25 protein-coding genes, 1 tRNA gene and 1 pseudogene are annotated in these 26,515 nt (G+C 69.9%); 7 read left to right on the plus strand and 20 right to left on the minus strand.

Going from position 1 to position 26,515, the window contains the following annotated elements; genetic code table 11:
- Nucleotides 1-244: 244 nt before the first annotated feature.
- The gene (locus ENC19_RS06120; RefSeq protein ID WP_164446171.1) at nt 245-586 is read right to left on the minus strand and encodes a hypothetical protein; all 342 of its coding nucleotides are present in this window, start codon (nt 584-586) and stop codon (nt 245-247) included.
- A gap of 18 nt (nt 587-604) precedes the next feature.
- Nucleotides 605-1,576, minus strand: coding sequence for an ABC transporter permease (locus ENC19_RS06125; protein ID WP_164446172.1), 972 nt, complete (start codon nt 1,574-1,576; stop codon nt 605-607).
- Nucleotides 1,577-1,679: 103 nt separating this feature from the next.
- Here ENC19_RS06125 and ENC19_RS31280 point away from each other — a divergent pair, with 103 nt between their 5' ends.
- On the plus strand, nt 1,680-2,276 hold the full coding sequence (locus tag ENC19_RS31280) for a TetR/AcrR family transcriptional regulator (protein ID WP_216592687.1): 597 nt from the start codon (nt 1,680-1,682) through the stop codon (nt 2,274-2,276).
- A 73-nt stretch (nt 2,277-2,349) separates the two neighbouring features.
- Here ENC19_RS31280 and ENC19_RS06135 read toward each other — a convergent pair whose 3' ends face one another.
- The 3 genes from ENC19_RS06135 to ENC19_RS06145 form a co-directional block, all read right to left on the minus strand.
- Nucleotides 2,350-3,204, minus strand: coding sequence for a sugar ABC transporter permease (locus ENC19_RS06135; RefSeq protein WP_164446173.1), 855 nt, complete (start codon nt 3,202-3,204; stop codon nt 2,350-2,352).
- The gene (locus ENC19_RS06140; RefSeq protein WP_164446174.1) at nt 3,204-4,220 is read right to left on the minus strand and encodes a carbohydrate ABC transporter permease; all 1,017 of its coding nucleotides are present in this window, start codon (nt 4,218-4,220) and stop codon (nt 3,204-3,206) included. Before ENC19_RS06140 ends, ENC19_RS06135 begins: the two co-directional genes overlap by 1 nt.
- Nucleotides 4,221-4,325: 105 nt before the next feature.
- Nucleotides 4,326-5,630, minus strand: a complete 1,305-nt coding sequence (locus ENC19_RS06145; RefSeq protein ID WP_164446175.1) for an extracellular solute-binding protein — start codon at nt 5,628-5,630, stop codon at nt 4,326-4,328.
- A 330-nt stretch (nt 5,631-5,960) separates the two neighbouring features.
- On the opposite strand from ENC19_RS06145, the gene ENC19_RS06150 reads away from it, so the two are divergent.
- Complete coding sequence (locus tag ENC19_RS06150) at nt 5,961-7,043, plus strand: LacI family DNA-binding transcriptional regulator (protein WP_166458154.1); 1,083 nt, start codon at nt 5,961-5,963, stop codon at nt 7,041-7,043.
- 168 nt (nt 7,044-7,211) lie between these two features.
- The gene (locus ENC19_RS06155; RefSeq protein ID WP_164446177.1) at nt 7,212-8,852 is read left to right on the plus strand and encodes a glycoside hydrolase family 13 protein; all 1,641 of its coding nucleotides are present in this window, start codon (nt 7,212-7,214) and stop codon (nt 8,850-8,852) included.
- Nucleotides 8,853-9,001: 149 nt separating this feature from the next.
- Here the strand turns inward: ENC19_RS06155 and ENC19_RS06160 are convergent, their stop codons facing one another.
- The 5 genes from ENC19_RS06160 to ENC19_RS06180 form a co-directional block, all read right to left on the minus strand.
- A complete protein-coding gene (locus ENC19_RS06160; protein WP_164446178.1) occupies nt 9,002-9,439 on the minus strand; it encodes a hypothetical protein in 438 nt (145 codons plus the stop codon).
- Nucleotides 9,440-9,512: 73 nt separating this feature from the next.
- On the minus strand, nt 9,513-10,436 hold the full coding sequence (locus ENC19_RS06165) for a YihY/virulence factor BrkB family protein (protein ID WP_164446179.1): 924 nt from the start codon (nt 10,434-10,436) through the stop codon (nt 9,513-9,515).
- Between the two features lie 63 nt (nt 10,437-10,499).
- Nucleotides 10,500-11,069: a 2'-5' RNA ligase family protein gene (locus ENC19_RS06170; protein WP_164446180.1), complete on the minus strand. Its 570-nt coding sequence runs from the start codon at nt 11,067-11,069 to the stop codon at nt 10,500-10,502.
- 36 nt (nt 11,070-11,105) lie between these two features.
- Nucleotides 11,106-12,131: a tryptophan--tRNA ligase gene (gene trpS, locus ENC19_RS06175; RefSeq protein ID WP_164446181.1), complete on the minus strand. Its 1,026-nt coding sequence runs from the start codon at nt 12,129-12,131 to the stop codon at nt 11,106-11,108.
- Nucleotides 12,132-12,163: 32 nt separating this feature from the next.
- A complete protein-coding gene (locus ENC19_RS06180; RefSeq protein WP_164446182.1) occupies nt 12,164-13,162 on the minus strand; it encodes a hemolysin family protein in 999 nt (332 codons plus the stop codon).
- 81 nt (nt 13,163-13,243) lie between these two features.
- Here ENC19_RS06180 and galE point away from each other — a divergent pair, with 81 nt between their 5' ends.
- Both galE and galK read left to right on the plus strand, forming a co-directional pair.
- Nucleotides 13,244-14,227 carry a UDP-glucose 4-epimerase GalE gene (galE, locus tag ENC19_RS06185; RefSeq protein ID WP_164446183.1) on the plus strand — a complete coding sequence of 328 codons (984 nt, stop codon included), beginning with the start codon at nt 13,244-13,246 and terminating at the stop codon, nt 14,225-14,227.
- A pseudogene (galK, locus tag ENC19_RS06190) lies at nt 14,224-15,392 on the plus strand (galactokinase). Before galE ends, galK begins: the two are co-directional and overlap by 4 nt.
- Before the next feature lie 85 nt (nt 15,393-15,477).
- Here the strand turns inward: galK and cysN are convergent.
- From cysN to ENC19_RS06235, 9 genes are all read right to left on the minus strand, one after another.
- A complete protein-coding gene (cysN, locus tag ENC19_RS06195) occupies nt 15,478-16,779 on the minus strand; it encodes a sulfate adenylyltransferase subunit CysN (RefSeq protein ID WP_164446184.1) in 1,302 nt (433 codons plus the stop codon).
- On the minus strand, nt 16,779-17,687 hold the full coding sequence (cysD, locus tag ENC19_RS06200; RefSeq protein ID WP_164446185.1) for a sulfate adenylyltransferase subunit CysD: 909 nt from the start codon (nt 17,685-17,687) through the stop codon (nt 16,779-16,781). The genes cysN and cysD overlap by 1 nt, the downstream gene beginning before the upstream one ends.
- A 74-nt stretch (nt 17,688-17,761) precedes the next feature.
- On the minus strand, nt 17,762-18,595 hold the full coding sequence (locus tag ENC19_RS06205) for an inositol monophosphatase family protein (protein WP_164446186.1): 834 nt from the start codon (nt 18,593-18,595) through the stop codon (nt 17,762-17,764).
- A 180-nt stretch (nt 18,596-18,775) separates the two neighbouring features.
- Entirely contained in the window at nt 18,776-19,366 is a 591-nt protein-coding gene (gene pth / locus ENC19_RS06210) for an aminoacyl-tRNA hydrolase (RefSeq protein WP_164446746.1), read from the minus strand.
- Nucleotides 19,367-19,482: 116 nt separating this feature from the next.
- Complete coding sequence (locus tag ENC19_RS06215) at nt 19,483-20,172, minus strand: 50S ribosomal protein L25/general stress protein Ctc (RefSeq protein ID WP_164446187.1); 690 nt, start codon at nt 20,170-20,172, stop codon at nt 19,483-19,485.
- Nucleotides 20,173-20,416: 244 nt separating this feature from the next.
- Entirely contained in the window at nt 20,417-21,397 is a 981-nt protein-coding gene (locus ENC19_RS06220) for a ribose-phosphate diphosphokinase (protein WP_164446188.1), read from the minus strand.
- A gap of 63 nt (nt 21,398-21,460) precedes the next feature.
- Nucleotides 21,461-22,996, minus strand: coding sequence for a bifunctional UDP-N-acetylglucosamine diphosphorylase/glucosamine-1-phosphate N-acetyltransferase GlmU (gene glmU / locus ENC19_RS06225; RefSeq protein ID WP_164446189.1), 1,536 nt, complete (start codon nt 22,994-22,996; stop codon nt 21,461-21,463).
- A 101-nt stretch (nt 22,997-23,097) separates the two neighbouring features.
- A tRNA-Gln gene (locus ENC19_RS06230) sits at nt 23,098-23,169 on the minus strand.
- Nucleotides 23,170-23,195: 26 nt separating this feature from the next.
- On the minus strand, nt 23,196-24,050 hold the full coding sequence (locus tag ENC19_RS06235; protein ID WP_164446190.1) for a helix-turn-helix domain-containing protein: 855 nt from the start codon (nt 24,048-24,050) through the stop codon (nt 23,196-23,198).
- Between the two features lie 133 nt (nt 24,051-24,183).
- On the opposite strand from ENC19_RS06235, the gene ENC19_RS06240 reads away from it, so the two are divergent.
- Nucleotides 24,184-25,143: an acyl-CoA desaturase gene (locus ENC19_RS06240; RefSeq protein WP_164446191.1), complete on the plus strand. Its 960-nt coding sequence runs from the start codon at nt 24,184-24,186 to the stop codon at nt 25,141-25,143.
- Nucleotides 25,144-25,249: 106 nt separating this feature from the next.
- Entirely contained in the window at nt 25,250-25,933 is a 684-nt protein-coding gene (locus ENC19_RS06245; protein WP_166458155.1) for a TetR/AcrR family transcriptional regulator, read from the plus strand.
- Between the two features lie 17 nt (nt 25,934-25,950).
- Here the strand turns inward: ENC19_RS06245 and ENC19_RS06250 are convergent, their stop codons facing one another.
- Complete coding sequence (locus ENC19_RS06250) at nt 25,951-26,427, minus strand: DUF4383 domain-containing protein (protein WP_164446192.1); 477 nt, start codon at nt 26,425-26,427, stop codon at nt 25,951-25,953.
- Between the last annotated feature and the right edge of the window lie 88 nt (nt 26,428-26,515).

The raw sequence follows: 26,515 nt of genomic DNA on the forward strand, positions 1-26,515 counted from the left end.
TTGCACACCGCGTGGTACGCGGTGGCAGCCCTTGAGCCGGCCTGCGCCTTGCCGCCGGCGTCCCACGTTACGGGAGCAGAGCGTACGCCCGCGCCCACCTGCCGACCGCCAATCGTGCAGGACTGTTGGAGCCCTGTTACCCCTACGTAATGCTCGGGTGGGGCACATCACTCACCAGTGCCGGCAGGCGGGCCCGCACCTGCCGGAAAAGTCCCATTTTGCTGGCGCCGCCCCGTCGCCGCGACTATCGCCAGAAGACCGCCACAGCGGCGTTGACCAGGGTCAATCCCACGATGGCGAGAAAGTGCCCCCGGTTGACCACGTCCCGCTTACGGGAGAAGAAGACCATGACGAAGATCAGCAGAGCGAGCACCAGCTTCGTCACAAGCTTCGCGGGGGCCGGCTCGTCGCCGTCGCGCAGCGGGGCACTCAGGCCGATGCCGGTCAGCAGGCCGATCACCGACCCCCACAGCATGGCCGCGTTGATCCGGATATTGCCGCTGAGGTACTGGGTCAGCGCGCCACCGAGCAGCAACGCGAACCCGATCAGGTGGACGTAGAGGAGGATGAGTCGAAGTGCTTCCACCCGACCCATCCTGCCCTATCAACGACCGTTTGTAGTAGAGGCATCCCGGTGCATCCGTGAGGCCACCAGCACCAGCGCCAGCCCGACCACCGCGTAGCCGGCCAGCACGGCGATCGGGCGACCGGCGCCGGCGCCGTCGAAGAACGCCACCGAGCGCAGCAGGGTGCCACCGGCACCCACCGGCAGCCACTGGCCGAGCGCGCCCCACGGCTGCGGCAACAGTTCCGGCGCGGCGCCGACCGCGGAGAGCGGATTGCCGAGCAGGAAGACCAGCAGCGCACCCAGCCCGATGCCGGGTCGCCCGAGGAGGGCACCGAGTCCGGCCACGATGGCCGACGCGGCCAGGGCGAACAAGCCGATGGCGGCACCCTCGGCGAGCCAGTCCCCGGCGATGACGCCCAGCCAGCCGTGCAGGACGGTCACGCCGACCAGGCCCGCCAGCAGGCCGGTCGCCACCAGCCCGACCAGGCGCGCCAGGCCGCCGGCGACCAGCAGGACCAGCAACGCACCGGCGAGCAGGCTCGTCATCGCCAGCGGCAGGAAGCCGGCGGCGAACCCGGCACCCCGCGGATCGTCGGTGGTGGTCGGCACCACCTCGACCACGGTGACCGGATGCCCTTCGCCCAACTGGCCGACCGCCTCGGCGAGCAGGGCGGCAACCGTGGGACTGGCGGCCGAGGCGGTGTGCAGGGCGAGGCCGTCGGTTCCGATCACGAACGCGCCGTAGATCTCCCGATCCCGTAGCGTCCGGTCGGCCGCCTCCGCGTCAGGCAACGTGGTCACCGAGAAGGCACCGGGCCGCGCGGCAGCCAGCCGCCCGGTCAGCTCCGCCACGGCCGGCGCCGGGCCGGCGACGGCGACCGGCAGGTCGCGCGGAGCCAGGTTCGCCGCCGGAGCCGCGAACAGGGGTACGAGCAGCGCCTGCCCGATGACCGCGAGTGCGGCGACAAGGACGGCGAGCAGCAGGGGTGACCGGTTCCGGGTCGGCATGACTGCACTCTCCTAAAAACGAACACTCGTTCTTTTATGACGTCAGCCTCCGCCCGCCGCTCGATTCCTGTCAAGAACGAACGCTCGTTCTACGATGTAGCCCGTGCCACGTGTCTCGGAGGAACACCTCGCCGCCCGCCGCCGCCAGATCGTCGACGCGGCTCGCCGTTGCTTCCTGCGGGAGGGTTTCCACCGCACGACGATGCAGGACGTGATCGCCGAGGCAGGACTCTCGGTCGGCGCGGTCTACCGCTACTTCCCGAGCAAGGCGTCCCTGATCAGCGCCATCGCCGAGGAGACGATCGGCGGTGCCGAGCAGGTCCTCGACGAGTTGGCCCGGCAGGATCCGCCGCTACCCCTGGACAAGGCGCTGGAGTACGCGCTGGCGTACATGGCGGAGCAGGCCGGCGACGAGGGGGTGCTGCGGATCGCGATCCAGGTGTGGGGAGAGGCGCAACGGGACCCGGCACTTGGCGAGTTCGCGGCGAGCAGGTACACCAAACTTCGCGGGTACTTCGAGGTGCTGGCCAGAAGGGCCCAGGAAGCCGGCGAACTGCCCGCCGACGCCGACCCGGCGGCCGTGGCCGCGGCCCTGTTCGGCCTCTTGCCGGGCTGGTTCCTGCAACGCATCATCACCGGCGGCCCGGACGTGGCGACCTATCTCTGCGGCGTCCGCGTCCTGTTCGGCCGGCAGCGCTGACCACCACCGTCGGGGCGGGCGGGCGTGGTTGACACGCCCGCCCGCTGACAGCGCCCACCCGCGCCCCGCCCGGTCAGCCCTTCGTGCCGCCGGCGGTCAGGCCGGAGACCAGATGCTTCTGGGCGAAGAAGAAGACCAGCCCGGCCGGCACGGTGACCAGCACGGCAGCGGCGGTCAGATACTCCCACTGCGGATTGAACTGCGGCACGAACTGCTGGAGCCCGTACGCGAGGGTGAACTTGTCGTCGGTCTGGATGAAGGCCGACGCGTACGCGACCTCGCCCCACGCGGTGAGGAAGGTGTAGAAGGCGGTGACCGCCACGGCCGGGCGGGCCAGCGGCAGCACCACCCGCCAGAAGGTGGCGAAGGGGCCGCACCCGTCCAGCGCCGCCGCCTCGTCCAGCGAGGTCGGGATGGAGTCGAAGTAACCCTTCAACATCCAGGCGCAGAACGGCACCGCGATGGTCAGGTACGCGATGATCAGCGCGGGCATCGTGTTGATCAACCCCAGGCGGGCCATGATCGTGTAGATCGGCACGATCAGGATGGCCACCGGGAACATCTGGGTGACCAGGAAGACCATCATCAGCGGCCGGCGGCCCGGGAAGTTGAACCGGGACACCGCGTACCCGGTGGTGGCCGACAGGAAGATGCCGATACCCATGGTGAAGGCCGCGACGATCACCGAGTTCAGGAACCACCTGGGGAAGTTCGTCTCGGTCAACACGTAGGCGTAGTTGGCGAGCGTGGTGTCCCGGAACAGGGTCAGCTCGCTGCTCTGGATCGCGTACCCGGGCTTCAGCGAGGAGAGCAGCACCCAGACGATCGGGCCGATCGCGATCACCGAGGCCACCAGCAGCGTGCCGTGCAGCAGGACGGACCGCGCCGGGCTGCGCCGGCTCCGCGCGGGCCGCTTAACCCGACTCATCACCACACCTCGCCTTGCTTGCGTAGCGCTCGGCGGTAGAACACCGAGAACACCAGCAGGATGGACAGGATCAGTACGCCGTAGGTCGAGGCCAGCGAATAGTTGCGGATGCCCTCGAAGGCGGCCCGGTAGGCACCGGTCACCAGGATCTCGCTCTGCCCGGCCGGCTGCCCCTCGGTCACCAGGAAGATGATCGGGAACATGTTGAACGTCCAGATGGTGCCGAGCAGGATCACCGTCATGCTGACCGGCCGCAGGCCGGGCAGGGTGATGTTCTTGAACCGCTGCCAGGCGGAGGCGCCGTCGATCTCGGCCGCCTCGTACAGCTCCGACGGAATGGTCTGCATGCCACCGAGCAGCGCCACCATCATGAACGGCACACCGAGCCAGATGTTGGTGACGATGGCGGTAAGCAGCGCCGTCCACCGGTCGGCGAACCACGAGACCGGGTCGATGCCGACCGCGGAGAGCAGCGCGTTGGCCAGGCCGAAGCGCTCGTTGAAGATGAACTTCCAGGCGAACGCGCTGACGAAGGCGGGCACCGCCCAGGGCAGTACGAGCAGCACCCGGTAGAGGCTCCGGAACCGCATCGGGCGGTTGAGCATGGTGGCCAGGCCGAGGCCGAGGCCGAAGTGAAAGGCCACGCAGACGAAGGTCCAGATCAGCGTGGTGCCGGTCCACTGCCAGAACTCTCCGACCTCACCGGTGAGCACCCGGACGTAGTTGTCGAGGCCGACGAACTCCCACCTGTTGGGGTTCTCGGCACAGACCTCACTGCCGGTGATCGACTTGGTGCAGATCTCGGCGACCTGGTTCGCTTCGTTCAGGTTGGTGAAGGACAGCCAGATCCCGCGGAACAGCGGGTAGAAGATCAGAACTGCCAGGACGATGACGACGGGCAGCACCATCGCCCAGGCGTACCAGTGCTTGTCCCAGCTGCGGCGCAGCCGGGACGGACGAGCGGATCGGCCGGACGGCGTCGAAGGCGGCGCCGGTTCGGCTGTCACGGTGGTCATCAGCTGCGCTCCATGATGGGAGGCCCGGCAGGGCCCCGTGACCGGGGACGGTCACGCGACCCTGCCGGGTGCCGAGAGGTCACCGGCTCAGAGCCGGCGGTGAGGTCAGTTCTCGTAGGAGGGGACGACCTCGGCCTTGTACTTCTTGGCGACGGTGTCCAGCGCGGCCTTCGGGTCCTTGTTCTGGATCAGAACCTCGGTGGCCATCTGGTCGAGCGGGCCGAAGAACTGACCGGCCTCGGGGATCCACGGGCGACCCACACCGGCCTCCACGACCGGCTGGAACGCGGCGACGACGGGGTTGTTCTTGACCGCGTCGAGCTCGTACGCCGAGGTGCGGGTCGGCAGCAGGCCCAGCTTCTCCGACAGGAAGGCCTGCGACTCGGCGGAGCTCATGAACTTGACGAACGCGACGGCGGCGTCGACCTTCTCCTGCGGCATGCCGGACCAGATCACGTAGTTGTGGCCGCCGACCGGGCCACCGGCCTTGGCCGAGCCACCCGGCACCGGTGCGATGCCCAGGTTCTCCAGGCCGCCGAAGTCCGGGGCCTGCTGGACGTTGTTGACCTCCCACGGGCCGTTGATGATCATGGCGACCTTCTTCTCCTTGAAGAGGGTCATCATGGTGCCGTAGGCGTCGTTGGCGGACGGCTTGACCGCCGCGCCGCTGTCGATCAGGTCCTTGGCGATCGCCAGTCCGGCCGCGTTCTGCTCCGAGTCGATGACGATCTTCTTGCTCGCGGTGTCGACCAGATCGCCGCCCTCGCCGTACATGAAGGGCAGCAGGAAGTAGCCGGCCGGGTTGATGTAGACGCCCTCGGCGTCGGTCTTCTCCTGGACGGTCTGCGCCGCGGTCTTCAGCTCGGCCCAGGTCTTCGGGGGCGCGCTGATGCCGGCCTCGCTCAGCAGCTCCTTGTTGTACATCAGCGCGAGGCTGTCGGTGACCTGGGGAACGCCGTAGGTCTTGCCGTCGAACTTGTTGGAGGCGAGCGGGGTCTCCAGGAAGTCCGACTCGTCGGCGAGCAGCTCGGAGCCGTCCAGCGCGTAGAGGTAGCCCAGCGAGGCGAATTCGGGCACCCAGGCGACCTCGGCCCGCAGGATGTCCGGTGCACCGGAATTCGCCTGTGCGGCGGTCTTGAACTTGTTCTGCGCCTCGCCGAACGGGACCGACTGGTAGTTGATCTTCACGTTCGGGTAGGTCTGGTTGAACTTGGCGATCAGTTCCTGGAACGCCGGACCCTCGTTCTTCGGATCCGACGTGTCCCACCAGGTCAGTTCTGCGGTGAGGGAAGCGGGGTCGACCGCCGGCTGCTCCTCGGCCGCCTGGTCGTCCTCCCCGCCGCACGCGGCGACGGAGAGGGCGAGAGTGGCGGTGGCGAGTACGGCGATCCCCCTGGCTGTGCGGCGCATGTTCGCTCCTAAATTGCCTGCCGGGTAACGGCGGGGACAGTAGCAAGAACTTTCGAAATTAGAAACCCCTTGCGAACGCCCCGGCAACAACCGTGCTCCATCCGCAATGTCGACCGTTGCCAAGTGTTGCCATCTGGGCATTTTGCCCCCGAGTGGGGTGACCGAACTCCCTTTCAGCGTCACCGTAAGCACATCCCGGGCGCACTCAACGTTCCGACAAGAGTCCGCCCCGGGCAGGTGTCGTGGGAACGCTCCCGATGACTGCTGCTCGATTCTGCAAGTTCTTGCCGACGAATGCGCAAGAACTTGGCGGTGAGCTACAGTGCCGCCATGCGCGCTCGCCTGTCCGACATCGCCCAGCAGGCCGACGTCAGCGAGGCCACGGTGTCGCGGGTGCTCAACGACCGCCCCGGCGTGGCACCCGAGACTCGGCAGGCTGTCCTGACCGCCCTCGACGTGCTCGGGTACGAGCGTCCCGCGCGGCTGCGCAAGCGCAGCGCCGGACTGGTCGGCCTGGTGGTCCCGGAGCTGGACAATCCGATCTTCCCGGCGTTCGCCCAGATCATCGAGTCGGCCCTGGCTCCCACCGGCTACACCCCGGTGCTGTGCACCCAGACCCCCGGCGGCGTACGCGAGGACGAGTACGTCGAGATGCTGCTGGACCGGCAGGTCTCCGGGATCGTGTTCGTCTCCGGTCTGCACGCCGACACCGCCGCCGACCACGACCGGTACCGCACCCTGCTCGCCCGCCCGCTGCCGATCGTGATGATCAACGGGTACGCGCCGGGCATCCCGGCACCCTTCGTCTCCTGTGACGACCGGGAGGCCGCCGAGCTGGCCGTGGCCCACCTGATGGCCCTGGGCCACCGGCGGATCGGCCTGATCACCGGCCCGGACCGCTTCGTGCCGGTGCAGCGCAAGGTCAGCGGCTACAAGGCGGCGATGGAGCGCCTCGCCGGCGTCGACGCCGGCGAGCTGGCCGAGCTGACCGAGCTGTCGCTGTTCGGCGTCGAGGGCGGCGAGGCGGCGGCCGGTCGGCTGATCGAGCGCGGCGCCACCGGGATCGTCTGCGGTTCGGACCTGATGGCGCTCGGCGCCATCCGGGCCGCCCGGCAGCGGGGCATGTCCGTACCGGGGGACCTCTCGGTGGTCGGCTACGACGACTCGCCGCTGATGGCCTTCACCGATCCGCCGCTCACCACCATGCGCCAACCGGTGGCCGCGATGGCGGTCGCGGCGGTACGGGCACTGGTCGACGAGATCAACGGACACGGCGCCCCGCATTCGGAGTACCTGTTCCGGCCGGAGCTGGTGGTGCGCGGGTCGACCGCCGTGGCGCAGCAGGACGACACGTCCGCAGCGGGCGGCCCGCGGCAGCGACCGGCATCGTCCGCGCTGGCAGTTCCGGCGTGAGTGGCCCGGCGTGACGTAGCTCGCGCTGGAGCTGCTGCCAGGCCTTCTTGCGCAAGAAATGCTTGACTCTTGCAGAGTCGGCGCGGCATTCTGCTCAGACACCCGTGCGTCCCCACCTCGCCAACGCCGGGTAGCCGCCGTACCGCGCCACAGAACGGGGAACACCCGATGACCGTCAGCATCCCCTCGCCGCTGACCGCCGACGCCGACTGGTGGCGATCCGCCGTCGTCTACCAGGTCTACGTCCGCAGCTTCGCCGACTCCGACGGCGACGGCATCGGAGACCTCCAGGGCATCCGGGCACGCCTGCCCTACCTGCGCGAGCTGGGCGTCGACGCGCTCTGGCTGACCCCGTTCTACACCTCGCCCATGGTCGACGGCGGCTACGACGTCGCCGACTACCGCGACGTCGACCCGATGTTCGGCAACCTCGCCGACTTCGAGGCGATGATCACCGACGCCCACGCGCTCGGCCTGCGGATCATCGTCGACATCGTGCCGAACCACACCTCCGACAAGCACCCCTGGTTCACCGCGGCGCTGGCCGCCGCCCCCGGCTCACCCGAACGGGCGCGCTACCTCTTCGCCGACGGCAAGGGCGACGACGGCGCGCAGCCGCCGAACGACTGGGAGAGCATCTTCGGCGGCCCGGCCTGGACCCGGGTTCCCGACGGCCAGTGGTACCTGCACCTGTTCGACCCCGCCCAACCCGACCTGAACTGGCGGCACCCCGAGGTACGCAGCGAGTTCGAGGACATCCTCCGCTTCTGGCTGGACCGCGGCGTCGACGGCTTCCGGATCGACGTGGCCCACGGCATGATCAAGGCCGCCGGGCTGCCGGACGTCGGTTTCAACTCGATGACCACCGGCCGGCGCCAGTCCGAGCTGCTCGGCAAGGGCCGGCTGCCCTACTTCGACCAGGACGAGGTGCACGACATCTACCGCGCCTGGCGACCCATCCTGGACAGCTACCCGGGTGGTCGGATGGCCGTCGCCGAAGCGTGGGCCGAGACACCGCAGCGACTGGCCCGCTACATCGGCCCGGACGAACTGCACCAGGCGTTCAGCTTCGACTTCCTCGACGCCACCTGGTCGGCCGACTCGTTCCGCAAGGTGATCGACACCGCGCTGGCCGAGTCCACGATCGTCGGCGCACCGACCACCTGGGTGCTGTCCAACCACGACCGGCAGCGGCACGTCACCCGCTACGGCGACGGCGAGGTGGGGCTGCGTCGGGCCCGGGCCGCCGCGCTGCTGATGCTCGCCCTGCCCGGCTGCGCCTACCTGTACCAGGGTGAGGAACTGGGCCTGCCCGAGGTGCTCGACCTGCCCGACGAGCTGCGTCAGGATCCGGCCTTCCTGCGCACCGGCGAGAGCCGGGACGGCTGCCGGGTGCCGATCCCGTGGAGCGGCGAGCTGGCACCGTACGGCTTCGGGCCGGCCGGCAGCGACCTGAGCTGGTTGCCGGCCCCGACGACCTGGCGGGCCCTCTCGGTGGCCGCACAGACCGGCACCCCCGGCTCCACCCTGGAGCTGTACCGGGCGGCGCTGCGGATCCGCCACACCCATCCGGCGCTGGCCGGCCTCGGCGGCATCACCTGGCTGGAGACCGGCCCGGGAGTGCTCGCCTTCCAGCGCGAGGCCGGTGACACCGTGCTGACCTGCGTGGTGAACATCAGCGACGCACCGGTGGTGATCGACGGGTACGGCACGCCGCTGGTCGCCAGCAGCACCCTCACCGAACGCGACGGCGGCCACCTGCTGCCGGTCGACGCGGCGGTCTGGTTCGAGCGGCGCCTGAACGGGTAGCCCGCCATCGACTCGGCCGTCCGGCGTGCGACGCGCCGCCGGGCGGCTGGGGCACGACCCCTTGTGGTGGGGGGTGCGACGGTGCCGGCGCAGCCGGGGTGATCCCCGGGGCGCCGGCACCCGGTCCTTTCGACCGTCGTCGGGCCGGGTCAACCGCCGGTGAGCTGGGCGGCGATCCGGGCGAACCCGGCACGCAGCTCGGCCACGTCCGGCGCCGGCAGCGGGCCCGCCGCCCGGTCGTGCTCGGCCGCCTCCAGTTCCTCCTCGTCGATGGTGTCCTCGTAGTCGCCGTAGAGGTCGGCCTGGTCCACCCGGGCCACCTCGTCCTGCGCGGCGAGCTGCGCGGCGGCGATCTCGCCCCGGATCTGCTCCACCGACACCGCTGGCACCAGCGGTTCCACCACCGCCATCAGCTGTTCCTCGGCGACCACCGCCTCGGCCAACGCCAACGCGTGCGGTCGCTCGTACGGGCCGCACACCACCGGCTCCCACTCGTCGGCGTCACCGAGGGGAGCGAACGTGATGATCCACGGCAGCTCCAGCATCGGCGAATCGGCCGGCAGGTCCAACGTCACGAGTGCCCCCACGCGCCCATCATCGTCGGTGTTCCGGCAGGTGGGGGTGAGTTCGGCGGAAGGTACGACCGCCGGGAGCAGCGACTCAACCCGCCCCGCCCGGTGTACCGGGATCGGAGTCCACGTCCAGGTCGACAGGTGGGCGCCGGCCGGCCAGGTCGACCGTCCGTCCGCGCCGGCTCGTCGCCGCCAGCGCCGCGCCGAAGAGCACCAGTTGGTTGAGCAGGTAGAGGTAGACCAGCAGCCCGACGGCGGTGGCGACCACCGTGTACGCCGGATTGTGTTCGACCCGCCCCACCCAGAACCGGCCGACGGTGTTGAGCAGGGTGATGCCGACCGCGACGATCAGCACCACCGGCCGCAGCCGGGACCGGCTCATCCGCACCCGAGGGACCGCGACCAGCAGCAGCGTGGCCAGTACCGCGTTGACGAGCACGCTGAGCAGCGCACTGACCGTGGTGAGCGCGAACGAGCCGGTGCTGCGCAGCAGGAACCGCAGCAGCGTCTCCAGCGCGTCCACGGCCGCCACCGAGAGGCCGAGCAGCACGAAGACGACCACCAGCACACCCAGGTCGACCAGGCGGCGCACGACCAGGTTGCCCGGATGCTGGTTGAGGCCGTGGATCAGCCGCTGCGAGGAACGGATCGCCTCCACCCACCCGATGCCGGTCAACACCAGGATCAGCAGACCGACCACCCCGGCGGTGCCGCTGCTGTCAGCCACCTGGGCCGGATCGAGAAACGGCAGGTTCTCGCCGAGGAACTCCTCCGCTGCCGCGCTCACCTCGTCGTTGTCCTCCAGGATCGCGCCGAAGATCGCGTACGCGACCAGGGCCAGCGCGAAGACCGCGAAGAAGCCGTAGTAGGCGATGGCGGCGGCCAGCCGGCCGCCCTGAAGATCGGTGTAGAGCACCCCGGCACGCCACAGGTGACCGAAGGCCGGGGAACGGCGGCGCGCGGCGGTCAGCCGGCGGTCGACGGCCGCCTCGACCCGACCCAGAACGTTCACGTCGTCATCCTCACCGATCCGTCGTCGCCGTGTCAGAGGTACCCGACGTGCCGGCCGGGGCGGTCAGCCACCCAGTCGGAAGTCCCGGCGTGGCTGCCACCGCGCCTGCCCGCTGTGCGAGAAGAGCGTGAAGTGGTCCACCTCGAACATCGCGGAGAAGTCCGCCAGGTCCTCGTACGCCTTGTCCAGCGCCTCCGGCGCGACGTCCTGGGCGACCGTCACGTGCGGATGGTAGGGAAAACGAAGCTCCCGGCGTAGCTGCGGGGCGGAATTGATCGCGGCGGCGAGCAGTTCGCATTCGCTGATGCCGGCGGCGACCGCGACGAAGACCACCTGGGTCACCGGCCGGAAGGTGCCCGTACCGCGCAGGTGCAGGCTGAACGGCAGATGGGCGGCGGCGACCCGGGCCAGGTGCCGCTCCACCGCCGGCAACGCGGTCACCGGAATCTCCGTCGGCCCGAGCAGGGTGACGTGAGCCGGCACCGCGTTCGGGTCACCGGCCTCCAGCCGACGTCTTGTCAGCAGGCCGCCCCACGGCTCCGGAATGTCGACCGCGATGCCGATCTGGACACTGTCGCCGACCGCCGGCGCTCCGGTCCCCTGATCCACGCTGCACGCCACCCCTCCGGCCACCGGCCCCTGCCCGCACCACCACCCTCGCTCGGGCGGTCACTCACCGCGCACCGGGGGGAAGAAACCCACCCGCTCGTAGGCGGTACGCAACGTCGGCGCCGCCACCGCACGGGCCTTCTCCGCGCCAGCGGCGAGGAGCTTGTCCAACTGGGCGGGATCGTCGAGATACGAACGGGTGCGCTCCTGGATGGGGCTGACGAACTCCCGGACCACCTCGGCGAGATCCTTCTTCAGGTCCCCGTAGCCCTTACCGTCGTAGGCCGCGACCAGGTCGTCGATGCTCCGACCGCTCAACGCCGAGAAGATGGTGAGCAGGTTGGAGATCCCCGGTTTGGTCGTCTCGTCGAAGACGATCTCCCGGCCGGTGTCGGTCACCGCCGACCGGATCTTCTTCGCCGAACGCGCCGGGTCCTCGAGCAGGTCGACGATGCCACCCGGCGACGAGGACGACTTCGACATCTTCGCGGTCGGATCCTGCAGATCGGTGATCTTCGCGGTGGCCTTGACGATGTGCGGCGCCGGGACCGTGAAGGTCCGGCCGAACAGCGAATTGAACCGCTGCGCCAGGTCCCGGGAGAGCTCCAGGTGCTGGCGCTGGTCCTCACCGACCGGTACGGCGTTGGCCTGGTAGAGCAGGATGTCGGCGGCCTGCAGGATCGGGTAGGTGAACAGGCCGACGCTGGACCGCTCGTTGCCCTGCTTCTGCGACTTGTCCTTGAACTGGGTCATCCGGCTGGCCTCGCCGAACCCGGTGAGGCAGCCGAGCACCCAGGCCAGCTGGGCGTGCTCGGGCACCTGGGACTGCACGAACAGGGTGCAGCGTTCCGGGTCCAGACCGACCGCGAGCAACTGCGCGGCGGCCACCCGGGAACGCTGGTGCAGCACCTTCGGGTCGTGCCCGGCCGTGATGGCGTGCAGGTCGACCACGCAGTAGAACGCGTCGTGCGACTCCTGCAACGCCACCCAGTGCCGCACCGCGCCGAGATAGTTGCCGAGATGGAACGAGTCGGCGGTCGGCTGGATGCCGGAGAAGACGCGGGGGCGGACGGGAACGTCGGACATGCCGGCAATTCTGTCAGCTAGCCCGGCGTACGTCATGACGGGCCGGCGGGTCGCGCCGGGTCGGCGGCCGAGAGCACCTCGCGCCGCTGCTCGGGCAGGCGCCCGGCGGTGACCGCCAGCCGGGCCACCCGCCTACCTTCCAGGGTCAGCACCCGCAGCAGCCAGCCACCGCCCGGCGTCCCCGTCGATTCGGCGGGGACCGGCACCTCGTCGCCCGGCGCCGGCAGCCGCCCCAGCGCGGCCATCACGAACCCGCCCACCGTCTCGTACGGCCCCGGCGGCAGGGACACCCCGGTGCGTTCGGCGAAGTCGGCGAGATTGAGTCGACCGTCCACCATCGCCGGCAGCCCGGTGTACCCGGGCTCGGGGGTGTCCGCGTACTCGTCGTGGATCTCACCGACCAGTTCCTCGATCAGGTCCTCGCAGGTGACGATGCCGGCGGTGCCCCCGTACTCGTCGACCACCACCGCCAGGTGATGCCCCTCCCGTCGCATCTCCGTCAACGCGGCGAGCACCCGTTTGCTGGCCGGCAGCCGCTTGACCTCCCGGGCCAGCTGACCGACCGTGGTCCCCGGTTCCCGGTCCGGGCCGAGCAGCAGGTCACGCAGGTGCACGACGCCGACCACGTCGTCATGGGTGCCGTCGACCACCGGATAGCGGGTGTGCGGACCGGCCCGTACCAGCGGCTCCGCCTCGACGACCGGCAGCGTCGCGGAGAGGAACACCACCTCGGTACGGGGCATCATCACCTCACGCACCAGGCTGGCACCGGCCACCAGCACGTCGTCGATGATGCGCCGCTCCACGGGATCGAGGACCGTGTTGACGGCGACCAGATCCCGCAGTTCCGCCTCACTTATCCGCTCCCGGCCGGCGGTCGGGCCGGCACCCAGCAGGTCGGTGACGAGCCGCAGGGCACCGTCGGCGGCCCGGACCACGACCCGGGCGACCGCTCGAGCCAACGGTCCCGGCTGGCGGCGGTGCAGGTCGTGGCCACGCCGTCGGGGTATGCGCCGACGCGAGGCCCGCATGGGAGTGATGGTAACCAGCCCAGGGCCGTAGGGTGACCACCACGAGGCCGCGACCGTGCCGGCCAGGCGGGAGGACCAGACGTGAAACTGCTCGTCACCGGCGGGGCCGGTTTCATCGGCAGCGTGGTGACCCGGATGCTGCTCGACGCCGGACACGAGGTGGTCGTGCTCGACGATCTGCGCACCGGCCATCGGGGCGCCCTGGCTCCCGACGCCACCCACATCGAGGCCGGCATCCACGACGCGGGCACGGTACTCACCCCGCGGGCCGGCTTCGACGGCGTACTGCACTTCGCCGCGTTGATCGCCGCCGGCGAGTCGATGGTCGCCCCCGAGCGGTACTGGCACAACAACACCGTCGGCACGCTGGCGCTCATCGACGCGGTGCGGGCCGCCGGCGTACCACGGCTGGTGTTCTCCTCGACCGCCGCCGTCTACGGCAACCCCACCGAGCTGCCGATCCCGGAGACCGCCGTCAAGGCACCCACCAACACGTACGGGGCGACGAAGCTCGCCGCCGACATGATGCTCACCGCCGAGGCGATCGGGCACGGCCTGGCCGCCGTGTCGCTGCGCTACTTCAACGTCGCCGGTGCCCACCTCGACGGTGACGTCGTCCTCGGCGAACGGCACGACCCCGAGACCCACCTCATCCCGATCGCCCTGGAGGTGGCCGCCGGCCGGCGGGACAAGCTGCAACTCTTCGGCGACGACTACCCCACCGTCGACGGCACCTGCGTCCGCGACTACATCCACGTATCCGACCTGGCCCGGGCCCACCTGCTCGCCCTGGACGCGGCCACCAGCGGCCAGCACCGCATCTACAACCTCGGCAACGGCAACGGCTTCACCAACCGGCAGGTGGTCGAGGTCGTCCGCGAGGTCACCGGGCACCCGGTGCCGGTCGAGGTGGCACCGCGCCGCGAGGGCGACCCGGCCGAGCTGGTCGCCTCCTCCGCCCTGGCTCGCGCCGAGCTGGGCTGGGAGCCGCGCAAGCCCACCCTGCGCGACATCGTGACCGACGCCTGGGCCTTCTACCAGGCACAGGTCCTGGACCGCCGGTGAACAGTCGCTCCGACACGGTGGCCGACCGCGCCACCGACTGCTTCCAGCACGCGTACGGCCAGGCGCCCGCCGGCCGCTGGGCGGCTCCCGGCCGGGTCAACCTGATCGGTGAGCACACCGACTACAACGACGGGTTCGTGCTGCCGTTCGCGCTGCCGCTGCGTACCGTCGTCGCGGCCACGCCGCAGCCGACCGGCAGCTGGACGGTCTGCTCCGAGCTGACCGGCGACGCGGTCAGCTTCGGCACCGACGAGGTGACCCACCCCGGTCGGGTGACCAGTTGGGCGGCGTACGTGGCCGGGGTGGTGTGGGCGCTGCGGGAGGCTGGCCACGCCGTGCCCGGTGCCCGGCTGGCCGTCGCCTCGACGTGCCGCTCGGCGCGGGACTCTCCTCCTCCGCCGCGCTGGAGGCCGCCGTGCTCGCCGCGCTCGTCGACCTGGGCGGGCTGGACCTGCCGGCCGCGCAGCAGCCCCGGCTGGCCCAGCGCGCCGAGAACCAGTACGTCGGCGCGCCCACCGGCATCATGGACCAGTCGGCGGTGATCCGCTGCCGCGCCGGACACGCCCTCTTCCTCGACTGCCGCACGGAACGGGTCGAACACATCCCGTTCGACCTCGACGGCGCGGGCCTCGCGGTCCTGGTGATCGACAGCCGCGCCCCGCACCGGCACGCCGACGGCGAGTACGCGGCCCGCCGCGCCAGCTGCGAGAAGGCGGCCGGCCTGCTCGGCGTACCCGCCCTGCGTGACGTGCCGTCCGCCGGTCTCGACGAGACGCTGGCCCGGCTGCCCGACGAGGAGACCCGCCGCCGGGTCCGCCACGTGGTCACCGAGGACCAGCGCGTGCTCGACACCGTCGCGCTGCTGCGCGCCGGGCAGGTCCGGCGGATCGGGCCGCTGCTCACCGCCTCGCACGCCTCCATGCGGGACGACTTCGCCATCACCGTCCCCGAGGTGGACCTCGCGGTCGAGGCCGCGCTGGCCGCCGGGGCGCTCGGTGCCCGGATGACCGGTGGTGGCTTCGGCGGCTGCGTGCTGGCCCTGGTCGAGGCGGACCAGTCCGATCGCGTCGGCGCCGCCGTCACCGCCGCCTACGCCGACCATGCCTTCACCGCACCGACCCTCACCACCGCCACCCCCGCCCCAGGCGCCACCCGCCTGGACTGACCCCACCGTCGACCAGGACGTTCTGGTCGGGACCGCGTTGGATCCCGACCAGAACTTCTTGGTCAACCAGGGAGTGCCGGGTGGGTCAGGGGGTTTCGACGATCATGCCGGCGCCGACCGTGCGGTTGGTGGCCTCGTCGATGATGATGAACCCGCCGGTGGTGCGGTTGCGGCGGTACTCGTCGGCCAGCAGCGGGATGGTGGTCCGCAGCCGGACCCGCCCGATCTCGTTGAGCCCCAGCTCGGTCGCCGACTCGTCGCGATGCAGGGAGTTGATGTCGAGGCGGTAGTGCAGGCCCCGGACGATGGCCCGCGCCGCACGGGTCGTGTGCTTGATCGAGTACTTGCCGCCGACCTGCAACGGACGGGTCTCATCCATCCAGCAGACCATCGCCTCGATGTCCTGGGCCACCGCCGGCGCGTTGTTCGGTCGGCAGATCATGTCACCACGCGAGATGTCGATCTCGTTCTCCAGGCGTACCGTCACCGACATCGGCGGGAACGCCTCCGCGACCGGCCCGTCGGCGGTCTCCACCGCGGCGATCCGGCTGGTGAAGCCCGAGGGCAGCACCATCACCTCGTCACCCGGCTTGAGCACCCCCGAGGCCACCTGACCGGCGTAGCCCCGGTAGTCGGTCACCGTGGTCGACTGAGGGCGGATCACGTACTGCACCGGGAAGCGGACGTCGACCAGGTTACGGTCGCTGGCGATGTGCACCCGCTCCAGGTGATGCAGCAATGCCGGGCCCTCGTACCAGGGCATGTTCTCCGAACGGCTGACGATGTTGTCGCCCCGCAACGCGGAGATCGGCACCACCGTCAGATCCGGCACGTCCAGCTTCGCGGCGAACGCGGTGAACTCGTCGGCGATCCGCTCGAAGACCTCCTGCGAGAAGTCGACCAGATCCATCTTGTTGACGCAGAGCACCAGGTGCGGCACCCGCAACAGCGAGCAGAGGAAGGCATGCCGGCGGGACTGCTCGACCAGACCCTTGCGGGCATCCACCAGGATCAACGCCAGGTCGGCGGTGGAGGCCCCGGTGACCATGTTCCGGGTGTACTGGATGTGCCCGGGGGTGTCAGCGATGATGAACTTGCGCCGGGGCGTGGCGAAGTAGCGGTACGCCACGTCGATCGTGATGCCCTGCTCTCGTTCCGCCCGCAACCCGTCGGTGAGCAGCGCCAGGTTGGTGTACTCGTCACCGCGGGCCGCGCTGACCGCCTCCACCGCCGCCAACTGGTCGGTGAACAGCGACTTCGTGTCGTAGAGCAGTCGACCGATCAGGGTCGACTTACCGTCGTCGACACTGCCCGCCGTGGCGAAACGCAGCAGGTCCATCGGCCGGCCCTCGGCGACCGCAGCGGTGGCCAGAGTCTCGGTGCTCATCAGAAGTAGCCCTCCCGCTTGCGGTCCTCCATCGCGGCCTCGCTGACCCGGTCGTCACCCCGGGTCGCGCCCCGCTCGGTGATCCGGGTCGCGGCGACCTCGTCGATGACCTTCTCGACCGTGTCCGCGTCGGAACGCACCGCCGCCGTGCAGGAGGCGTCGCCGACCGTGCGGTACCGCACCCGGGCCTTGAACCGATCCTCACCGGCCCGCGCCGGCAGGAACTCGTTCACCGCGTAGAGCATCCCGTCCCGCTCGACCACCTCGCGGTCGTGCGCGTAGTAGATCGACGGCAACTCGATCCGCTCCCGGGCGATGTAGTGCCACACGTCCAACTCGGTCCAGTTGGACAGCGGAAACACCCGGATCGACTCGCCCGGATGATGCCGACCGTTGTAGAGCGCCCACAGCTCCGGCCGCTGGTTCTTCGGATCCCACTGGCCGAACTCGTCCCGGAAGCTGAACATCCGTTCCTTCGCCCGAGCCTTCTCCTCGTCCCGCCGTGCCCCACCGAACAGGGCATTGAAACGGTGCTTCTCCACCGCCTCCAGCAGCACCGGCGTCTGGATCCGGTTACGCGTGCCGTCCGCCGGCTCCCGGACCAGACCGCTGGCCAGCGCCTCCGGCACACTGGCCACCACCAGCTGCAGGCCCAGCTCGGCGACCCGCCGGTCGCGGTAGTCGAGCACCTCCGGGAAGTTGTGACCCGTGTCGACGTGCATCACCGGGAACGGAATGTGACCCGGTGCGAACGCCTTCTGCGCCAGCCGGAGCATGACGATCGAGTCCTTGCCACCGGAGAAGAGCAGCACCGGCCGCTCCAACTCGGCGACCACCTCGCGCATCACGAAGATGCTCTCCGCCTCCAGCGCGTCGAGATGGGTGACCTGGTAGGCAGCACTGGTCATGACACCGGCTCGATTCGCTCGGTCATCCGCTTTCCAGACCTTTCCGGTCGGGGATGTCAGGAAGTAGCGACAGGCTACCCGCAATGCCGCTGCAACGCCGCAAGTAACCGGCTGGCGAGATCCTTGCGGCACACCAGCAGGTCCGGCAGGCGCGGATCCGCCTCGTTGTATTTCAGCGCAGAACCATCGATCCGGGAAGCGTGCAGTCCGGTGGCCGTCGCCACAGCCACCGGCGCCGCCGAATCCCACTCGTACTGCCCGCCGGCATGGATGTACGCGTCCACCTCACCGGTGACCACCGCGGCGATCTTCGCCCCGGCCGAACCCATCGGCACCAGCTGCGCCCCAACCTCCTCGGCGAGATCGGTCAGGAACACCGGCGGCCGGCTGCGACTCGCCGCCAACCGCAACCGGCCCGCGCCACCCGCCGTCGCCGCCTCCGGCGTCATCGGCGGATAGGCCGGCGGCAGATCCGTACCCAGCACCCGGTGCTGCGCCGGCAGCCCTACCGCACCGGCGACCAGACCGTGCGAGGTGGCCGCGTTGCGCGCCCAGAGCGCGACATGCACCGCCCAGTCCGCGCGCCCCTCCTCGCTGAACTCCCGGGTGCCGTCCAACGGGTCGATGATCCAGACCCGGTCGGCGGTCAACCGCGACACCGCACCGGCGTTCACCTCGGCCGCCCACGCCAGCCGGGAACCCTCGTCCTCCTCGGAGAGCACCGCGTCACCCGGGCGCCACCTCGCCAGCTCGGTACGGATCAGGTCGTGCGAGACCTTGTCCCCCGCCGACTTCAACGCACCGGCATCGGCGAACCCCATCTCCGCCCGCAGGCCCAGCAACGCCTGCCCGGCCCGATCCGCCAGCCACCGCGCGAACGCCCCGTCGATCATCGGTGGACCGCTCATGCTTCCGCTCCCGTCGCCACGATCCGCGTACGCCGAGCGGCCGGCCCCGCCCCGACCGCCGAACCCGCACACTACCGGGCCACCGGCGAACCCGACCGCCACAGTCCGCCCCCCGACGCGTGTGTCGAGGTCACCGGTCGAGCCGAGACGAAGGTCAAACGGGGCAGTTCGGAACCCGCACTAGACGCCGTGGTAGAGGTTCTGGGTCGGCTCCACACCCCGACTGACCACGGACTCCACCACGTCCGCGGCCCGATCCACCAGGAAGTCCAACTCCTTGCGCTCCATCGTGCCGAAATCCGACAGCACATAGTCCGCCGGATCCTGCCGTCCCGGCGGTCGACCGATCCCGAACCGCACCCGCACGTAGTCCTTCGTGCCCAACGACTTCGACATCGACCGCAGGCCGTTGTGCCCGCCCTCGCCGCCGCCGCACTTGACCCGCACCTGGCCGTAGCCGATGTCCAGTTCGTCGTGCACCGCGATCACCCGGCCCGGCGACACCTTGTAGAACTGCGCCAGGCCCACCACCGGCCCACCGGACAGATTCATGTAGGTCAGCGGCTTGGCCAGCACCAGCTTCGGCCCGCCCAACCCCAGCCGGCCCTCGGCGACCTCCGCCACCGCCCGCCGGTGCCGGCCGAACTTCGCACCCAACCGACCGGCCAGCAGGTCGGCGACCATGAACCCGACGTTGTGCCGGTTGCCCGCGTACTCCCGGCCCGGGTTACCCAGGCCCACCACGAGCCACGGCCCGGTCTCGTCCGTCACCGCCCGCCCCTCCCGCTCGTACCGGCGGTCAACCACCACCCGCGCCGCCGATCATCCGATACGGCGACAGGCGCCCCCGCAGAACCGGGGACGCCTGTCACAAAACTCTGCGCCTGTCAGGCCTCGGTACGACCCTCGGTGCCCGCCTCGCCCTCGGCGGCCGGCGCCTCGGCAGCACCCTCGGTGACCTCGCCGACCTCGGCCTCGGCCTCCTCGGTGGCCTCCTCGACCTCGGGCAGCGTCGACTCCAGCTGCTCGGCGGTCGGCGCGGCGGTGATCGAGGCGACCAGCATCTCGGGGTCGCCGGCCAGCTCCACACCCGCCGGCAACGACACGTCAGCGGCGGTGACCTGGGAACCCGCCTCGGCGCCCTCGATCGAAGCCTCCAGGTGATCCGGCACCTTCGTCGCGTCGGCGGTCACCGAGAGGGTGTCATGGTCGTGCACGATCAGCGTGTCGCGCGCGGCCTCACCCGTGAGCTGGACCGGCACGTCCACGGTGACCTTCTCACCGCGACGCACCAGCAACAGGTCGACGTGCTCGAAGGTGTCCTTGATCGGGTCCCGCTGGATCGCCTTCGGCAGCGCCAGCGCCTGCGTGCCGTCGCTGATGTCGAGCGCGAGGAGCTGGTTGGCCCCACCGTTACGGATGGCCGCCGCGAACTCGCGCGCCGGCAGCGCGATGTGCTTGGGCTTCTCGCCATGGCCGTACAGCACGGCGGGCACCTTGCCGGCCCGGCGGGTACGACGGGCACCACCCTTGCCGAACTCGGTGCGGGGCTCGGCGCTGATCTTTACCTCGGACACGGGGAAACTCCTGATGCTTCGCTGCGGCAGCTTGTCGTCTGGCGGTGCTGGGCGGGGGGCTCGCAGGGGCTCATGCGTCAGAAGACTGCCCGGAGCACCGCGTCGATCACGGTGCCTCCGTGCGGCGCTTCTCAGCGGCCCGCAGGGCACCCTCGCCGTGGCAACCGGACCAGTCTACCCGAGCGATTTCCCGGGTTGACGGCAGTCCCCGTACCCGCCCAGCCGGCTCAGTCGTGAACCGCGCTCAGCTCAGCCCGCCGAAGAGAGTGGTCACCGAGCCGTCGTCGAAGACCTCGCGGATGGCCCGGGCCAGCAGCGGCGCGATCGACAGCACGGTGAGCTTGTCGAGCTGCTTCTCCGGCGGCAACGGAAGCGTGTTGGTCACCACGACCTCGCTGATCGGGCTGTTCTTCAACCGCTCCGTCGCCGGATCGGACAGCAACGCGTGGGTGGACGCCACGATCACGTCCGCCGCCCCCGACTCCTTCAGGATGTCCGCCGCCCGGCAGATCGTGCCACCCGTGTCGATCATGTCATCGACGATCAGGCAGACCCGACCCTCGACCTCACCGACCACCCGGTTCGCCACCACCTGGTTCGGCTTCATCGGATCCCGGGTCTTGTGGATGAACGCCAGCGGGCAACCACCCAGCCGGTCCGTCCACCGCTCGGCCACCCGCACCCGGCCCGAGTCCGGCGCGACCACTGTCATCGGCCGGCCCGCGTACTTGCGCTCCACGTACTCGGCCAGGATGTCCATCGCGAAGAGGTGGTCCACCGGGCCGTCGAAGAAACCCTGGATCTGCGCCGTGTGCAGATCCACGGTGAGGATCCGGTTCGCCCCGGCGGTCTTCAGCAGGTCGGCGACCAACCGCGCGGAGATCGGCTCCCGGCCGCGGTGCTTCTTGTCCTGCCGGGAGTACGGATAGAACGGCAGGACGACCGTGATCCGCTTGGCCGAACCACGCTTCAGCGCGTCGACCATGATCAGGGTCTCCATGACCCAGGTGTTCACTCCGTGCGTGACCGACTGCACCACGAAGGCGTCCGAACCACGTACCGAGTCCTTGAAGCGTACGAAGATCTCGCCGTTGGCGAACTCGTACGCGTCGGCCGGCGTCGGCGCGACGCCGAGCACCTCGCCGATCTCCTTGGCCAACTCCGGAAAACCACGTCCGGAGAAGAGCATCAGGCTCTTGCGGTTTTCGGCGACGATGCTGCCCATGGGCCCGTCTGCTCCCGTATTCGGTCGGCGGGTACCCGGCCTGCGGTGGTGGTCGGCCGGGGACTATTCGGTTGCAGTATCTCCCGGCTCCGGCGTACCGCCCACCGACTCGGCACCGCCGTGGATTGGCTCACCTTCGCTTGCCGACGACGGGACGGCCGGAACACCCTGCGTACCGCCCAGGGCACGCTCGGCCGCCTCGGCGGCGGCGGTACCGGCCCGACGCTTGAGCACCCAGCCCTCGATGTTGCGCTGCCGCGCCCGAGCCACACCCATCGCACCCGCCGGCACGTTCTCGATGATCACCGAACCGGCCGCGGTGTACGCCCCGTCACCCACCTCGACCGGCGCGACGAACATGTTGTCCGCGCCCGTCCGGGCATGGCTGCCGATCACCGTGCGGTGCTTGCGCACCCCGTCGTAGTTCACGAACACCGACGCCGCACCGATGTTGCTCTGCTCGCCGATCGTGGCGTCACCCACGTACGTCAGGTGCGGCACCTTCGAGCCCGCGCCGATCTCCGAGTTCTTCACCTCGACGAACGTGCCGACCTTCGCCCGTTCCGCCAGCCGGGCGTCCGGCCGCAGGTACGCGTACGGCCCCACGCTGGCGCCCGGCCCCACCTCGGCGCCGACCGCGTGACTGCGCACCACCGTCGCGCCGGGCCCCACCACCGTGTCGATCAACGTCACGTCCGGCCCGATCACCGCGCCGGCGCCCACCACCGAGCCGCCCCGCAACTGGGTGTTCTGATCCACGACCGCGTCCCGGTCCAGGGCCACGGTCACGTCGATCCAGGTGGTCTCGGGGTCGAGCAGGCTGACGCCGGCCCGCATCCACCGCTCGTTGACCCGGTCACGCAGCAGCCGGCGCAACGCCGCCAGCTCCACCCGGTCGTTGCAGCCGAGCGTCTCGATGTGATCGACCGCCAGGTGCACCCCCACCGGCTCACCGGCGGAGACCAGCATCTTGAAGACGTCGGTGAGGTACTCCTCGCCCTGGTCGTTGTCGGTCGACAGCTTGCCGAGCACGTCCCGCAGTCGAGCCGCGTCGAACGCGTAGATGCCGGCGTTGATCTCCCGAAGCGCCAGCTGGGCAGCGGTCGCGTCACGCTGCTCGACGATCTGTTCCAGCCGGCCCGCAGCATCCCGCACGATGCGTCCGAGCCCGGTCGGATCCGGCACCTCCGCCGCGAGCACGGTCGCTGCGGCGCCCTCGCCCTCGTGCGCCGCCACCAGCTCACCGACCGTCTCCGGCCGCAGCAACGGCACGTCGCCGTTGAGCACCACCACCGTGCCGGTGACCTCCGGGGCGGCCTCCAGCGCGATCCGCACCGCGTGCCCGGTGCCGAGCTGTTCGGCCTGGTGAACCGCGGTGGCCTCGGGGGCGATCCCGGCGAGGCGGGCGCGAACCTGGTCGGCGCCGTGCCCCACCACCACCAGGGTGCGCGCCGCACCCAGCGGGTCGGCCGCGTTGAGGACGTGGCCCACAAGCGTCCGGCCGAGCAGCGGGTGCAGGACCTTGGGCAACGAGGACTTCATCCGCTTGCCCTCACCGGCGGCGAGCACGACGACGGTACGGGTTTGGGGCTCGGGCACGACGTGGCTCCCGTCGGAACGCGGACAGTCTCGCGGCCATGCTAACCAGACAATCCGACCTGTTCGGCACGGGTACGAGGATCGGCAGTTGAGGGCGATTGCTGGGGTGCCTGGATTCGAACCAGGAGCTCAAGGCTCCAAAGGCCTGCGGGTTGCCGTTACCCCACACCCCATTGACATGTCAAGCTGACAGGTCACATCAACCCACGCACGCGCGTTCAGCCGCGGACCGGAACAGCTCGGCGATCATACCCTCTATTCGCCAATAGAGTTCACGGCTACGCGGCACGTTGATCACTAGACAGCCTCGGTACTCGTCGCCAGTGTTCCGACGGACAGTGGCGGGTTTGTGCTTTTTCAGCGTCGCCCGGCGGAAGCGCTCGCGTGGTACGCCGAGCTTGACCGCCCACCACTCGGCCGCCGCGTCCGGATCGGCGGTCTCGTGAATGCTCACCCGGTAGGTCGGCACAGCGGGGTCGACTCCGCAGACTTCGAGGAAGCGTAGGAAGAGAGCGAGCAGGCCAGGATCGCTGTTGACGAACTGCACGTGGTCATCGCGGCGCCACGGCTTGGACTTGGTGCCCTCGCACCAGTAGACCGCCGCACCGACGATGAGCAGATCACGCTCATCGAGCTGACCGACCATCTTGGCGGCGACCGCGTGCGCCTCAGCCCGAGCCTCGTCCCGCGCCCGGCGGTGGTCCGCCCACCGCGCGTCGGCCATCGTCTTCGAGTGGGCGCGCCGGCGCTCGCGTTCCTCCTCGGGGTCTCGCTTCAGTGGAATGTGCCGCACCCAGAGGTACGCCGTCGACCGGCTCACGCCGAGCCGTCGCGCGATCTCCGGCACCGCATGTCCCGTCGAGCGCAGCGCCACCGCCTCGGTGCGCAGGTCGTCCTTTGCTCGGGGGCGCCTGGTCCGTTCCGGCGCGGGGACGCCCCGTAGCAGCTCGTGGATCCGGTTCCGGCCGAGGCCCGTACGAGCGCGGATCTCGCGCACCGAGAGCTGCTCCTCGGTACGCAGCCGGCGCACCTCGGTGGCGTCGAAAGCGGTCATGCGGTGCAGGTTAGGACACGCGTACGACAAGGCCGGCATCCATTCGCATCGCTGTCTGATGTGATCTACCGGGCCCTTAAGTTACGGTGACGTAGGCGTAGATTCGCGAACCGACCGTCCCCTGCGAGGTGCCATGTCCGCCACCGTGCTCGACCCGCAACCGGCCACTCCCAAGCCACTCACCCAGGGCACCCAGTCACGCGGCATCCTGATCGCGCTCTGGTCCTTCGTGGTGATCCCGTTCGCAGCGCTGATCGCCGCCGTGCCGGTGGCCTGGGGTGGCTGGCTCAGCTGGGTCGACGTGGGCATCGCGGCCTTCTGGTACGTACTGTCGGGCCTGGGCATCACGGTCGGCTACCACCGTTACTTCACCCACGGCTCGTTCAAGGCCAAGCGGTGGTTGCGCATCGCGATGGCCGCCTCGGGCTCACTCGCCGTGCAGGGCGAGATCATCCAGTGGGTGGCCGACCACCGGCGGCACCATGCCTTCTCCGACCTGGAGGGGGATCCGCACTCGCCTTGGCGGTTCGGCACCACGGTGCGAGGTCTGATCAAGGGACTGTTCCACGCGCACATGGGCTGGCTTTTCGGCCGCGAGCTGTCCAACCGGGAGCGCTTCGCGCCGGATCTGGTGGCCGACCGGGACATCCGGCGGATGGACCGGTTCTTCCCGGTGCTGGTGGTCGTCTCGGTGCTCGGACCGGCGGCGATGGGCTGGCTGTTGACGTGGTCCTGGCAGGGGGCGTTGACCGCGCTGTTCTGGGCGGGACTGGTCCGCATCTCGCTGTTGCACCACGTCACCTGGTCGATCAACTCGGTGTGCCACGTGTACGGGGAGCGGCCGTTCATGATGCGTCACGGCGACCGGGCGGCGAACTTCTGGCCCCTGGCGCTGCTGTCCTTCGGCGAGAGCTGGCACAACCTGCACCACGCCGATCCGACGAGTGCCCGGCACGGGGTGCTGCGGGGGCAGATCGACATCTCGGCCCGGGTGATCTGGCTGTTCGAAAAGGTCGGCGCGGCGTGGGACGTGCGCTGGCCGAAGCCGGAACGGATCGCGGCGAAGCTGGCCAAGCCGGCAGCTCCGCGGTAACCGGGCGGCCAACCCGCAAGTTACCTGGCAGTATGTTCGGGTGACCGGGCGGAAGACAGGCAGCATCCCACGACAGGGCGTCACCGAGCGCCAGCGAGGTGACGAGATGGCCGAGACTCCCCACGAGGAGGGCGGCAAGCGACGTCGCGTGGTGCCGGCGCCGGGCAAGCCACCGGCCCGGGTACGCATGTCCGCCGCCCAGCGTCGCGAGCAGTTGATCTCGATCGGCCGACAGATCTTCGCCGAGCGCGGTTTCGACGCCACCTCGATCGAGGAGGTCGCGTCGCGGGCGAAGGTTTCCAAGCCGGTGGTATACGAGCACTTCGGCGGCAAGGAGGGGCTCTACGCGGTGGTGGTGGACCGGGAGGTCCGGTCCCTGCTGGATCGGATCACCACGGCGCTGACCGCAGGCCATCCACGGGAGTTGCTGGAACAGGCCGCCCTGGCGCTGCTCGGCTACATCGAGGAGGAGACCAGTGGGTTCCGGGTGCTGGTGCGGGAGTCGCCGGTGCTCTCGGCGACCGGCAACTTCAGCAGCGTGATGAACGACGTGGCCCACCAGGTGGAGCACATTCTCGGCGCGGAGTTCTCCAGTCGAGGTTATGACCCGAAGTTGGCCGAGTTGTACGCGCAGGCGCTGGTGGGCATGGTCGCGTTGACCGGCCGCTGGTGGTTGGAGGTGCGTAAGCCGCGTAAGGAGACGGTCGCCGCGCACCTGGTGAATCTTTCCTGGAACGGGTTGTCGCATCTGGAGGCCAAGCCGGGGCTGATCACGGCGGGCGGTCGCTGACCGGCCGGTGTACCGGGTCAGCGCCGGTGGATCTCGGCGACGGGGTGGTTTCGACGGCTCCGCTCGGCCTCGGCGTCCTCGTGCGGACCGACTTTGTCGTAGAGGCCGGTGCCGAGCAGGATCAGCCCGAAGAGCATCGAGACGATCACCGTGGACATGGAGAAGTTCAGGAAGTTGGCCCCGGTCTGCAGCACCGACATCATCAGGATGCTGGTGACCAGGAAGACCGCTCCGGCGGTGAGGTTCATGTAGTGGCCGAGGTTGGTTCGCCGGGACGCGCCGATGATGAGCACGATCCCGAAGGCGATGGAGGCCAGCGAGAAGGCCAGGTTGGTGCGGAGGCCTAGAGCCCAGTTGCCGTTCCGACCGAACAGCGGGTCACCCCAGGTGAGGGCGGTTCCCCAGACGCCGAAGATCAGGATGTAGAGCCCGACCAGACCGGACAGCGCCCGGTAGAACGGCCGCGCCGGATGGTTGACCGGAAAGTGCGGCATCGCTTCCTCCACGCAAAACGGGACAACAAGAACATTGTCCCCCAGTCGCGCAGCCCACGTCCCCCGAACGCCAACAGCAGCAACAACC

The organism is Verrucosispora sioxanthis (genome assembly GCF_010560025.1).
GTDB lineage: Bacteria > Actinomycetota > Actinomycetes > Mycobacteriales > Micromonosporaceae > Micromonospora > Micromonospora palythoicola.